The 12,408-nt window shown below is 70.0% G+C and carries 9 protein-coding genes; 6 read left to right on the top strand and 3 right to left on the bottom strand.

The annotated features are described in order from the left end of the window. Positions 1 to 213 precede the first annotated feature (213 nt). Positions 214 to 387 carry a hypothetical protein gene (locus QFZ58_RS26970; RefSeq protein WP_307127489.1) on the top strand — a complete coding sequence of 58 codons (174 nt, stop codon included), beginning with the start codon at positions 214 to 216 and terminating at the stop codon, positions 385 to 387. Positions 388 to 467: 80 nt separating this feature from the next. Here the strand turns inward: QFZ58_RS26970 and dnaE are convergent, their stop codons facing one another. Beyond that, entirely contained in the window at positions 468 to 4,013 is a 3,546-nt protein-coding gene (dnaE, locus tag QFZ58_RS26965) for a DNA polymerase III subunit alpha (protein WP_307127488.1), read from the bottom strand. A 227-nt stretch (positions 4,014 to 4,240) separates the two neighbouring features. Between dnaE and QFZ58_RS26960 the strand changes: the two genes are divergently transcribed. The 4 genes from QFZ58_RS26960 (at position 4,241) to QFZ58_RS26945 (ending at position 8,999) form a co-directional block, all read left to right on the top strand. Further along, positions 4,241 to 5,566, top strand: coding sequence for a DUF2252 domain-containing protein (locus tag QFZ58_RS26960; RefSeq protein ID WP_307127487.1), 1,326 nt, complete (start codon positions 4,241 to 4,243; stop codon positions 5,564 to 5,566). Between the two features lie 59 nt (positions 5,567 to 5,625). Next, positions 5,626 to 6,351 carry a hypothetical protein gene (locus QFZ58_RS26955; RefSeq protein WP_307127486.1) on the top strand — a complete coding sequence of 242 codons (726 nt, stop codon included), beginning with the start codon at positions 5,626 to 5,628 and terminating at the stop codon, positions 6,349 to 6,351. 45 nt (positions 6,352 to 6,396) lie between these two features. Then, positions 6,397 to 7,212 carry a DsbA family protein gene (locus QFZ58_RS26950; RefSeq protein ID WP_307127485.1) on the top strand — a complete coding sequence of 272 codons (816 nt, stop codon included), beginning with the start codon at positions 6,397 to 6,399 and terminating at the stop codon, positions 7,210 to 7,212. Positions 7,213 to 7,334: 122 nt separating this feature from the next. After that, a complete protein-coding gene (locus QFZ58_RS26945) occupies positions 7,335 to 8,999 on the top strand; it encodes an alkaline phosphatase (protein ID WP_307127484.1) in 1,665 nt (554 codons plus the stop codon). 41 nt (positions 9,000 to 9,040) lie between these two features. Here the strand turns inward: QFZ58_RS26945 and QFZ58_RS26940 are convergent, their stop codons facing one another. Further along, a complete protein-coding gene (locus QFZ58_RS26940) occupies positions 9,041 to 9,619 on the bottom strand; it encodes a dienelactone hydrolase family protein (RefSeq protein WP_307127483.1) in 579 nt (192 codons plus the stop codon). Between the two features lie 38 nt (positions 9,620 to 9,657). Here QFZ58_RS26940 and QFZ58_RS26935 point away from each other — a divergent pair, with 38 nt between their 5' ends. Next, positions 9,658 to 10,788, top strand: a complete 1,131-nt coding sequence (locus QFZ58_RS26935) for a mechanosensitive ion channel family protein (protein WP_307127482.1) — start codon at positions 9,658 to 9,660, stop codon at positions 10,786 to 10,788. 18 nt (positions 10,789 to 10,806) lie between these two features. Here the strand turns inward: QFZ58_RS26935 and QFZ58_RS26930 are convergent, their stop codons facing one another. Next, positions 10,807 to 12,393, bottom strand: coding sequence for a Na+/H+ antiporter (locus QFZ58_RS26930; protein ID WP_307127481.1), 1,587 nt, complete (start codon positions 12,391 to 12,393; stop codon positions 10,807 to 10,809). Positions 12,394 to 12,408 lie beyond the last annotated feature (15 nt).

The raw sequence follows: 12,408 nt of genomic DNA, 5'->3' as shown, positions 1-12,408 counted from the left end.
TACTCGGGGTTCGCTCACTCAGGGTTTCCTTCGAGTCTGCCCGACGGCACCGGCGTTAAGGTCCGGAACTCGATCATCGGCGTGGCGGATCCGGAAAACGGCGCATGATACCCCGTCTACTACGCTGGGTAATGATCCAACATGCGGCTTTTCTGGTGCTATGTGAGTCTGACAGCGGTCCTGGCCCCGAGATTCCCCACAGGAGGCATCACCATGGCCAAGAACAAGAACCGTAAGCAGGGCAGCCAGCACGACCGCGCGTCCGCCTCGGAGCGTGGTGCGGAGGAGACCAGGTCGACGGCGTACGAGTCGCAGACCCAGCCGCAGTCGCAGGGCAGCCCGTCGGACGTGGCCCGCAAGCACCAGCGGCGCTTCGGCCACAACTGACCGGTTCGCCGGGCCGAAAAGGCCGAGAGGGGCGCCCCGCCGATGGCGGGGCGCCCCTCTCGCTGTGCCGGGGACGCGCGTCAGCCGGCGAGGCAGGACGGGCCGAGCAGCACCTTCAGGTCGCCGAAGAGGGCCGGGTCGGGCTTGACCCGGTGCCGGTCGAGCCGGAGCACGGTGGTCTTGCGGGGGCCCTGCAGCTTGATCCGCACCTCGGTGTCGCCCCGGTGGTTGCTGAGGACCTCCCCGAGGCGGCTGACCATGGGCGGGGTGATCTTGACCGTGGGGATGGTGAGGACGACGGGGGCGTTGGTGCCGGCCGACGAGATGTCGGGAACCTGCATCTCCATGGCGACCAGGCGGGGGATGTCCTCCCGCTTGTCGAGGCGGCCCTTGACGAAGACGACGGTGTCCTCGACGAGCTGGGTGGAGACCAGCTGGTAGGTCGCCGGGAAGAACATGCACTCGATGGAGCCGGCCAGGTCCTCGACGGTGGCGATGGCCCAGGCGTTGCCCTGCTTGGTCATCTTGCGCTGGAGGCCGGAGATGATGCCGCCGACGGTGACGATGGCCCCGTCGGCGTGCTCGCCGCCGGTGAGCTGGGAGATCGCCGCGTCCGACTTGTCGGACAGCACGTGCTCCAGGCCGAAGAGCGGGTGGTCGGAGACGTACAGGCCGAGCATCTCGCGCTCCTGCGCCAGCAGGTAGGACTTCTCCCACTCGACGTCGGAGAACTCCACGTCCAGCCCGAAGCCCGGCTCGGAGGCCCCGTCGTCCGGGTCCCCCATGCCGCCGAAGAGGTCGAACTGCCCCTCGGCCTCCTTGCGCTTGACCTGCACGACGTTGTCGATCATCGGCTCGTGGTGCGCGACGAGGCCCTTGCGGGTGTGGCCCATCTCGTCGAAGGCGCCGGCCTTGATGAGCGATTCGATGGTGCGCTTGTTGCAGACGACCGCCTCGACCTTGTCCAGGAAGTCGGGGAACGAGGAGTACTTCCCCTTCGCCTTGCGGGACCGGATGATCGAGTCGACGACGTTCTGCCCGACGTTGCGGACCGCGGTCAGGCCGAAGAGGATCACGTCGTCGCCCTGGGCCGCGAAGTTCGACTCGGACTCGTTGACGTTCGGCGGAAGCACCTTGATGCCCATGCGGCGGCACTCGTTGAGGTAGACCGCCGACTTGTCCTTGTCGTCCTTGACGGAGGTCAGCAGGGCCGCCATGTACTCGGCGGGGTAGTTGGCCTTGAGGTAGGCGGTCCAGTAGGTGACCAGGCCGTACGCGGAGGAGTGCGCCTTGTTGAACGCGTATCCGGCGAAGGGCACCAGGACGTCCCACAGGGCCTTGATCGCCGCGTCGGAGAAGCCGTTCTTCTTGGCGCCGGCCTCGAAGAGGACGAAGTTCTTCGCCAGCTCGTCGGCCTTCTTCTTGCCCATGACGCGGCGCAGGATGTCGGCCTCGCCGAGCGAGTAGCCGGCGACGATCTGGGCGGCCTTCTGCACCTGCTCCTGGTACACGATCAGGCCGTAGGTGAGGCCGAGGACCTCCTTGAGGGGCTCCTCCAGCTCCGGGTGGATCGGGGTGATCTCCTGGCGGCCGTTCTTGCGCTCGGCGTAGTTCGTGTGCGAGTTCATGCCCATCGGGCCCGGCCGGTAGAGGGCCGAGACGGCGGAGATGTCCTCGAAGTTGTCGGGCTGCATCTGGCGCAGCAGCGAGCGCATCGGCCCGCCGTCGAACTGGAAGACCCCGAGCGTGTCACCGCGGCAGAGCAGCTCGTAGGTCTTGGGGTCGTCCAGCGGGAGGGAGAGCATCTCCAGGTCGACGCCCTTGTTGGCCTTCACCATCTTGATGGCGTCGTCCATGATCGTCAGGTTGCGCAGGCCCAGGAAGTCCATCTTGAGCAGGCCGAGCGACTCGCACTGGGGGTAGTCCCACTGCGTGATGGTCACGCCGTCGGTGTGCCGGACCCAGACCGGGGCGTGGTCGACGATGGGCTCGCTGGACATGATCACGCCTGCCGCGTGCACACCCATCTGCCGGACCAGGCCCTCGACGCCCTTCGCGGTGTCGATGACCTTCTGGACGTCGGGTTCGTTCTCGTACATCCCCCGGATCTCGCCGGCCTCGCTGTAGCGCGGGTGCTTCGGGTCGGTGATGCCGCTGAGGTCGATGCCCTTGCCGAGGACGTCGGCCGGCATGGCCTTGGTGAGGCGGTCGCCCATGGCGTACGGGTAGCCCAGGACGCGCGCGGAGTCCTTGATCGCGTTCTTGGCCTTGATCTTGCCGTAGGTGCCGATCATGGCGACCTTGTCGGCGCCGTACTTCTCGGTCACGTACCGGATCACTTCGACGCGCCGGCGCTCGTCGAAGTCGATGTCGACGTCGGGCATGGAGACGCGCTCGGGGTTGAGGAACCGCTCGAAGATCAGCCCGTGGGTGATCGGGTCGAGGTCGGTGATGCCCATGGCGTACGCGACGATCGAACCGGCGGCCGAGCCACGGCCGGGGCCCACCGCGATGCCGTTGTTCTTGGCCCACATGATGAAGTCGGCGACGACGAGGAAGTATCCCGGGAACCCCATCTGGATGATGATGTCCATCTCGTACTCGGCCTGCTTCTGCCGGTCCTCGGGGACACCACCCGGGTAACGGCGTTCCATGCCGGCCCGGACCTCCTCCTGGAACCAGGTGATCTCGGTGTACCCCTCCGGGATGTCGAACTTCGGCATCAGGTCGCGCTTCTCGAACATGCCCGTGGTGTCGATCTGCTCGGCGACCAGGAGGGTGTTGGCGCAGCCCTCCTGCCAGGCGTCCGAGGAGTCGACGGCGTACATCTCGTCCGCCGTCTTGAGGTAGTAGCCGGTGCCGTCGAAGCGGAAGCGGTCCGGGTCGGAGAGGTTCTTGCCGGTCTGGATGCAGAGCAGGGCGTCGTGGGCCGTCGCCTCGTGGGCGTAGGTGTAGTGCGAGTCGTTCGTCACGAGCGGCGGGATGTTCAGCTTCCTGCCGATCTCCAGGAGCCCGTCGCGGACCCGGCGCTCGATCTCGATGCCGTGGTCCATGAGCTCGAGGAAGTACCGGCCCTCACCGAAGATGTCCTTGTAGTCCGAAGCCGCCTTGACCGCCTCGTCGAACTGTCCGAGCCGCAGCCGGGTCTGCACCTCGCCGGAGGGGCAGCCGGTGGACGCGATGAGACCCTCGGACCACTGGGAGATGGTCTCCTTGTCCATGCGCGGCCACTTCTGCAGCCAGCCCTCGGCGTACGCGTCCGAGGAGAGCCGGAAGAGGTTGTGCAGGCCGGTGCTGTCGGCCGCCCAGATCGTCTTGTGGGTGTAACCGCCGGAACCCGAGACGTCGTCGCGCTTCTGGTGCGGCTGCCCCCACTGGATCTTGCGCTTGTGCTTGCGCGACTCGGGGGCGACGTAGGCCTCGATCCCGATGATCGGCGTCACCCCGGCCTTCTTGGCCGAGTGGAAGAAGTCGTACGCCCCGTGGAGGTTGCCGTGGTCGGTCATCGCGATGTGCGACATGCCCATGTCGTTGCACGCCTCGAACATGTCCTTCAGCCGCGCGGCACCGTCCAGCAGCGAGTACTGGGTGTGGACGTGCAGGTGCGTGAAAGGCGGCTTGCTCACGGCGCTGTGCCTCCGGGGGCGTAGAGATGAACGGGGTGACCCGCAGCGCCGCGCCGAGGGGGTGGCGGCCGGGCGACGGGTGGGGGTGACGGCTTGGGGGGACAGCGTGGAAGTCTACGTCGTGGACGTCACCGGCGACGGGCACTCCGGGGTACGGTCACGCGTTGGAAGGTCCGGGACGCCCGTCCCATTTGTCATGAACGCCATGTAGCAGGAGGCACCCAGCGATGTCGGACACGCAGACTCGCGCGCAGGAGCGCGGGGAGCAGATTCTCGCCGTTTTCGACACCGCTTTCGGGGAGCTCCTGGCCGCCGATCCCGCTGCCTTCCGGGTCAAGTTCCGCAAGATGGCGGGTTCCGCCTTCGCGTTCTACCGCGGCTCCGCCGGGCTGTTCTACGCCGATCTCGAGCGTGAGCAGAGCGGTGGCCCGTATCTGGACGAGCGCACGAGCCGGGTGTGGATCCACGGCGACCTGCACGCCGAGAACTTCGGCACGTACATGGACGCCAACGGCCGCCTGGTCTTCAACGTCAACGACTTCGACGAGGCCTACGTCGGACCGTTCACCTGGGACCTCAAGCGCTTCGCGGCCTCCGTCGCCCTGATCGGTTACGCGAAGGCGCTGAGCGACGACCAGATCACCGAGCTGGTCGGGGTCTACGCCGCGGCGTACCGCGAGCGCATCCACGCGCTGGCGACGGGCGCGAAGAACGACGAGGTGCCGCCCTTCACCCTGGACACCGCCCAGGGACCGCTGCTCGGCGCGCTGCGCGTCGCACGGTCGCTGACCCGCTTCGGGCTGCTGGACTCGATGACGGAGATCCGGGACTTCGAGCGAAGGTTCGCCGCCGATGGCGGTGCGATCGACCTGGACGCCGCGACCCGCTACAAGGTGCTCGCCGCCTTCGACGGCTACCTGGAGACGCTGCCGGAGTCGAGTCTGACCCGGCCCGACTCGTACCGGGTGAAGGACGTCGTCGGCCGCCGCGGGATCGGGATCGGCTCGGCGGGCCTGCCCTCGTACAACATCCTCCTGGAGGGCAACAGCGACGCCCTGGAGAACGATGTGGTGATCTACCTCAAGCAGGCGCAGACCCCGGCGGTGTCCCGGCACATCACCGACGCGGCCGTCCGGGACTACTTCCAGCACGAGGGCCACCGCACGGTCATCTCCCAGCGCGCGCTGCAGGCGCACGCCGACCCGTGGCTCGGGTGGACGGAGCTGAACGGCGCGGGCCAGCTGGTCGCGGAGGTCTCGCCGTACGCGGTGGACCTGGACTGGTCCGACATCGACGAGCCGGAGGAGATCGCGGCGGTCGTGGCCGACCTGGGCCGGGCGACGGCCACGATGCACTCGGCGGCCGACGACGAGAGCGGGCACTCGCTGGTGCCGTTCTCCACGGAACGCGCCATCGACGCCGCGATCGCGGCGGACGAGCAGGGCTTCGCCGAGCTGCTGACCGACTTCGCCCACACCTACGGCGCCCGGGCCCGCGCGGACCACCAGATCTTCGTGGACCTCTTCCGCAACGGCCGTATCCCGGGCCTGTAGGACGGTGCGGCCCGCACCTCAGGGCTCGCCTACAGGAAGCCGTGGCACACTCTCCGGCGATGGACGTATCAGGGACGCAGATCAGAGCGGTACGCGCGGCGGTGTTCACCGCCCTCGTCGTCACGCTCTCCTCGGCATCCCATGTACTCCTCTCCCGAATCCCGCTGCCGCTGACGGCGATCGTGCTGCTGGCCGGTGCCGTCTTCGCCGCGGCGTTCGCCCTGGCCGGCCGGGAGCGTGGTTTCGGAGCGATCGCCGGCCTGCTGGTCCCGCTGGAACTGGCCGCGGACACGGTGTTCACCACGGGGCAGCACCTCTGTTACGGAGCGGCGGGCGGCCCGATCGCCGGCCCGCTGCGTTCCGTGGGCGTGGACGTGCTCTGCGGCGGTGAGGCCGGCGCGGGCCCCGACGGGCTCGCCGGGGTGACCGCCGTAGGGACCCCGCTGGCCGGAGTGACCGGGGCCGGTGACCGTGCGGCCGCCCTGCTGGCTTCCCCGGGCCCCGCCGTGCCGTGGCTGCTCCTGGCCACGCACGTGACGGTGGGCCTGCTGGCCGCGGCCTGGTTGCGGCACGGCGAGTCGGCGCTGGCGGGGCTGCTGTGCGCGGCGGCCGCCGTCGCGTTCCGGCCGCTGCTGACCGCGGTCGCCGTGGTGGGCACCACCCGCTTCCGGGCAGGGCGCGGCGCCCGGCGCGTGGGGCGCCCCCTCCCGCTCTTCCCGGCCCGGCTCCTCGTGCACTGTGTGGGACGGAGAGGACCCCCGGGCCCGGCGTGTACCACCGCCTGAGCACCGGTAGATCCCCCGAGCCACCCCACATCACGGAGTATTCCCATGAGCAAGCGCAACAGCCAGGCCAACAAGTCCGCCGCCCGCGAGCGGCTGCGCGAGGAGCGCGAGCGGCAGGCCAAGAAGGACAAGGTACGCAAGCAGATCGTCGTCGGTGTCTCGATCGTCGCCGTCCTGGCGATCGCGGGCGGGGTCAGCTACGGCGTGATGCAGCTGAACAAGCCCTCCGCCTGGGAGGCCGCCGCGGACGCGAAGAACGTCACCGCCCCCAAGAACACCTCGGGTGACGACGGCACGACCGTCGTGATCGGCAAGGCGAGCGCCAAGAAGACCCTGGAGCTGTACGAGGACTCCCGCTGCCCGATCTGTGCCACGTTCGAGCAGACCGTCGGCGAGACGGTGGGCAAGGACGTCGAGGCCGGCAAGTACAAGATCAAGTACGTCGGCGCGACCTTCATCGACAACTCCGACAGCGGCGAGGGCTCCAAGAACGCCCTGAGCGCCCTGGGCGCGGCGCTCGACGTGAGCCCCGAGGCCTTCCTGGACTACAAGGCCGCGCTGTACTCCGCGAAGTACCACCCCGAGGAGACGAGCGACAAGTTCGCCAAGGACGACTACCTGATCGAGGTGGCGGACTCCGTGGACGCGCTGAAGGGCAACGCCGCGTTCAAGAAGAACGTCGAGGACGGTACGTACGACGCCTGGGCCATGAAGATGTCCAAGGCCTTCGACAAGAGCGGCGTCCAGGGCACACCGACGCTGAAGATGGACGGCAAGACCCTCACCGCCGAGGGCAGCAAGAACGCCCCGATGACGGTGGCCGACTTCAACGCGGCGATCACGAAGGCCCTCAAGGGCTGACGGGAGGAACCACGGCGCCGCGGGCCCCGTGGCACAACTCCGGGCGGCCGGGACCCGGCAGGCGGGCGAACTTCCTCTGTTCGCCCGCCTGTTCGCTCTACCCGCCAGTAGGGTGATGCTCCGTGACCAGACGACACCTCTCCGCACCCAGCCGCCGCACGGTCGTCAAGGCCGCCGCCGCCACCGCGGTCGCCGCCCCCGTGCTCGCCGCCACCACCAGCGCCCGCGCCGCCGACGGCCCGGCCTTCCTGCACGGCGTCGCCTCCGGTGACCCCCTGCCCGACGGCATACTCCTGTGGACCCGCGTCACCCCCGCCCCGGACGCCGTGCCCGGCTCCGGCCTCGGCGCCGACACGCCGATGGTCTGGGAGATCGCCGAGGACAAGGCCTTCTCCCGGGTCGCCGCCCGGGGCACGGCAGTCGCGCGGGCCGGCTCCGACCACACCGTCAAGGTCGATGTGCGGGGGCTGCGGCCGGCGACCGCCTACTGGTTCCGCTTCGCGGCCGCACCCGGCGGGACGGAGGGCGGGCAGGGAGTCGTGTCCCCTGTCGGCCGCACCCGCACGGCGCCCGCCACCGGGGCGGCCGTCCCCGGGATCCGCTTCGGCGTGGTCTCCTGCGCGAACTGGGAGGCCGGCTGGTTCTCCCCGTACCGCCATCTCGCGGCCCGCCCCGACCTGGACGCCGTCCTGCATCTGGGCGACTACGTCTACGAGTACGCGTCGGGGAGTTACCCGGCCGGGGACACCGTCGTACGCCCCCACGCCCCGCTCCACGAGATCCTCACCCTCGCCGACTACCGCACCCGGCACGGCACGTACAAGACGGACACCGACCTCCAGGCGCTGCACGCCGCCCACCCCGTGATCGCGATCTGGGACGACCACGAGTTCGCCAACGACGCGTGGTCGGGCGGGGCCGAGAACCACACCCCGGGTGCGGAGGGGGCCTGGGCGGCCCGGGTGGCCGCGGCGAAGCAGGCGTACTTCGAGTGGATGCCGGTCCGCGCCTCCACCGAGGGCACCGTCTACCGGCGCCTGAGCTTCGGGAACCTGGCCGAGCTGCACCTGCTGGACCTGCGCAGCTTCCGATCCGAGCAGGCCTCCACGGGCGACGGCGCGGTCGACGACCCGGAGCGCTCGATCACCGGGCGGGCGCAGCTGGACTGGCTGAAGGCCGGCCTGGCGGGATCGGACGCCACCTGGAAGCTGGTCGGTACCTCGGTGATGATCTCGCCGGTCGCCTTCGGCGCGCTGCCGGCCCATCTGCTGGCGCCGCTCGCCCAGCTGCTGGGCCTTCCCGCGGAGGGGCTCGCGGTCAACGTCGACCAGTGGGACGGCTACACGGACGACCGCAAGGAGCTGATCTCGCATCTGCGGGACCGGTCGGTCACGAACACCGTCTTCCTGACCGGCGACATCCACATGGCCTGGGCCAACGACGTGCCCGTGAAGGCGGCGACGTACCCTCTGTCGGCCTCCGCGGCCACCGAGTTCGTGGTGACGTCGGTGACGTCGGACAACCTGGACGACATCCTGCGGGTCGCCCCGCAGACGGTCTCGGTGGTCGCCGCCGCGGCCGTGAAGGCGGCCAACCGCCATGTGAAGTGGGTCGACATGGACTCGCACGGCTACGGCGTCCTCGACGTGACCGCCGAGAGGTCGCAGATGGACTACTACGTGGTCTCCGACAGGACCCGGAAGGACGCGACGGCGTCCTGGGTCCGCTCCTACCGCACGCGCAGCGGCACACAGAAGATCGAAAGGGCCGGCACCCCGGTGCGCTGACCGGACGGGGCCCCGCACCGGTGGTGCGGGGCCCCGCGCGGCTACAGCGTGGCGAGGAACCCGAGCGCGACCTTCCAGGTCAGTTCGGCCGAGGCCTCGTCGTGGTCGGGCAGCTCGGGATCGGTGAACAGGTGGCCGGCCCCCCGGTAGCGGTACACCTCGACGTCCGCGCCGGTGCGCTGCATCTGGAGGTACCAGCTGTTCAGCCAGTCGGCCGACTCGAACGGATCGGGGTCGGCCACGTGCAACTGCACGGGCAGCTCGTCGACGGAGGCGCTCTCCGCGATGTCCGAGGTGCCGTGGAGCAGCAGCAGCCCGCGCGCCTTCGCGTCACCGAGCGCCAGGGTCTGCGCCACCGACGCGCCGAACGAGAATCCCGCGTACACGAGGCCCTGGTCGGAGTAGGGGGCGGCGGCCAGTACGGCGCGTTTGAGCAGCTCGTCCTTGCCCACCTGATCCCGGAAGGCCATGGCCTCCTCGACCGTGTCGAAGGTGTGCCCCTCGAAAAGATCGGGCACGCGCACCTCGTGCCCGGCCGCACGCAGCCGGTCGGCAGCCGCGTGCACAGCGGGCCGCAGACCATAGGTCGAGTGGAAAAGCATGATGTTCATGCGTCCCATGGTGCCAGCTGTGCTCCCGACGCTTGGAGGACGACGGAATGGAGAACGTGTTGCGACCGCTGCTCGTGGTGGGCGGATCGCTGACGATCACCCTGCTGCTGGGGTGGCTGGTGGACCTGCTGCTCCGCAGAGCCGACAGCCGGCACCACGACACACCCCTGTGGGGGCTGCTGCGGCGCTGCCGGCCACCCTTGCAGGTGGTCCTCTGCACGGCGCTCCTGCGGGCCAGCTTCGGCCAGGTACGGCTCGCTCTGGTGCGGGACCACCGTGGCGCGGTCGGTCAGGTCCTGACCCTGGTCCTGATCGCGGCCTCCGCGTGGCTCGTGGTGCGGGTCGCGGCCACCATCGTGGAGTCCACGTACGCCCGCTACGCGGCGGCCACGCGCGACCCGGCCCGGGTGCGCCGGGTCCGTACGCAGGTGACGCTCATCCAGCGCGTGGTCACGGCCGTGGTCACGACGGTCGCGGTCGCCGCGATGCTGCTGACCTTCCCCGCGATGCGCACGGTCGGCACGTCGGTGCTCGCGTCGGCCGGTGTGCTCGGAATCGTCGCCGGTGTGGCCGCCCAGTCGACGCTGGGCAACCTCTTCGCCGGATTCCAGATCGCCTTCGGCGACATGGTCCGCCTCGGCGACACGGTCGTCGTGGACGGTGAATGGGGCACCGTGGACGAGATCACGCTGACCTTCCTGACGGTTCGCACCTGGGACGAGCGGCGGATCACGATGCCCGTGTCGTACTTCACCAGCCAGCCCTTCGAGAACTGGTCGCGGGGCGGGGCGCAGATGACCGGCACGGTCTTCTTCCAGCTCGACCACTCCGCGCCCGTCGCCGCGATGCGCGACCGGCTGCGCGACATCCTCGGCGAGTGCGCCGCCTGGGACGGCCGCGACTGGTCCCTGGCCGTGACGGACACCACCCCGTCGACGATCGAGGTGCGGGCGGTGGTCACGGCCAAGGACGCCGACGACATCTGGACGGTGCGATGCGCCGTGCGGGAGCAGCTGATCAGCTGGCTCCGCGACCACCACCCGTACGCCCTGCCGCGCATCGTGACGGCCCAGGCGGCGGTTCCACCGAGCGACCGGTGGCCGGGACTCGACGGCTCGGAGACCAACCGGGTACCCGCTCCCGGCAGCGCGGCCGCTCCCCGCACGGGCCGCGGCTGACACCGCGGCGCGGGCGGCTCAGCGCAGGCTGCGCACGTCCAGGTACCGCAGGACCCTGTCCACCACCTCGGGGTCCGATCCCGGCTCGTTGCGTGCGGCCAGGACCTCGTGCCGGGCGGCCGACAGCATCTCGCGCTGGACCCGGCTGACCGCCCTGAACCGCTCGGCGCGCTTCGCGTAGGCCTCGCGCCGTTCCTCGTCGACCATGTCGGGGCTGATCCGCGCCCCGATGTCGTACGCCGCGCGCTGCAGCCGCTCCAGCACCTCCTCGGGGAAGTCCTCGCTGTCCTGGACCTCCTTGAGCCGCTGCTTGGCCGCCTTGGCCGCCCGGACCGCGAGATCGCGCTCCAGCGCCTGTTCGGCCTGCGTGTCCGCCCGGACCCCCAGAGTGCGCACGAGCCACGGCAGGGTCAGGCCCTGGAGGACGAGGGTGGCCATGATGACGGCGAAGGCGATGAAGACGATCTCGTCCCGGCCGGGGAACGGCTTGCCGTCGTCCGTCTCCAGCGGGATGGCGAGGGCCAGCGCGACCGAGGCCACCCCGCGCATCCCGGCCCACCACATGACGACGGTCTCCCGCCAGCTGGTGGGGATCTCCTCGCTGTAGTCGCGGCGGTTGTGCAGCCGCTTGGCCAGCCAGGTCGCGGGAAGCAGCCACAGGAGCCGCACGCCGACGACGACCACGACGATCGCGAGGCCCCAGCCGAGCAGCTGGAGTTCGCGTCCGTCGGCGGTGCCGAAGACGCTGTGGAGTTCGAGGCCGATCAGTCCGAAGGCCACACCGGTGACGAGCGTGTCGACGATCTCCCAGAAGGACCGGCCGGTGAGGCGGCCGAGGACGTCGTCGGCGTCCGCCGTGTGCTCGGCGAGGAAGAGCGCCGTGGTGAGGACGGCGAGCACGCCCGATCCCATCAGCTCCTCGGCCAGCACGTAGCTCACGAACGGCACGAGCAGCGTCAGGCCGACCTGGAGCGTGGCGTCACCCAGGAGGCCCATCAGTTTGATGGTGAGCCAGCCGAGCACCAGGCCCACCACCACGGCGACGACGGCGGACAGGATGAGCAGGCCGAACGCGGCAGGCAGCGAGAAGGACCCGCTCACCGCGGCGGCGATCGCCACGTGGTAGAGCACGATGGCCGTGACGTCGTTGAACAGCCCTTCGCCCTCCAGGATCGACACGAGCCTGCGCGGCAGTCCGACGGAGCCCGCCACGGCCGTCGCGGCGACCGGGTCGGGCGGGGCCACGAGCGCGCCCAGGGCCACGGCCGCGGCGATCGGCAGCCCGGGAACGATCGCGTCGGCGACCGCGGCGACGGCCGCTGTCGTGACGAAGACGAGGGCGACCGCCAGCAGGAAGATGGGCCGTCTGTTGGCCGCGAACTGCCTCCACGAGGTGCGTTGCACGGAGGCGTACAGGAGCGGGGGCAGCAGGGCGGGGAGGATGATCTCCGGCGGGATGTCCACGTCGGGGACGAAGCTGGCGAACGCCATGCCGATACCGGCGAGCGTCATCAGGACCGGGGCGGGCAGGCCCAGGCGCTCCCCCAGTGGCACCGTGACCACCGCTCCGAGCAGGAGCAGGAGCAGCAGTGCCAGTTGGTCCACGATGTGCCTTCCGCA

Source organism: Streptomyces sp. B1I3, assembly GCF_030816615.1.
Classification (GTDB): domain Bacteria; phylum Actinomycetota; class Actinomycetes; order Streptomycetales; family Streptomycetaceae; genus Streptomyces.
The sequence above is the reverse complement of the archived record's forward strand: the minus strand, read 5'-3'. Positions and strand labels throughout refer to the sequence as shown.

Bases quoted from the DNA above. Each gene is read 5' to 3' on its own strand.
- QFZ58_RS26970 (WP_307127489.1), top strand. From the start codon at position 214: ATGGCCAAGAACAAGAACCGTAAGCAGGGCAGCCAGCACGACCGCGCG.
- QFZ58_RS26960 (WP_307127487.1), top strand. From the start codon at position 4,241: ATGTCGGACACGCAGACTCGCGCGCAGGAGCGCGGGGAGCAGATTCTC.
- QFZ58_RS26955 (WP_307127486.1), top strand. From the start codon at position 5,626: ATGGACGTATCAGGGACGCAGATCAGAGCGGTACGCGCGGCGGTGTTC.
- QFZ58_RS26950 (WP_307127485.1), top strand. From the start codon at position 6,397: ATGAGCAAGCGCAACAGCCAGGCCAACAAGTCCGCCGCCCGCGAGCGG.
- QFZ58_RS26940 (WP_307127483.1), bottom strand. From the start codon at position 9,619: ATGGGACGCATGAACATCATGCTTTTCCACTCGACCTATGGTCTGCGG.
- QFZ58_RS26935 (WP_307127482.1), top strand. From the start codon at position 9,658: ATGGAGAACGTGTTGCGACCGCTGCTCGTGGTGGGCGGATCGCTGACG.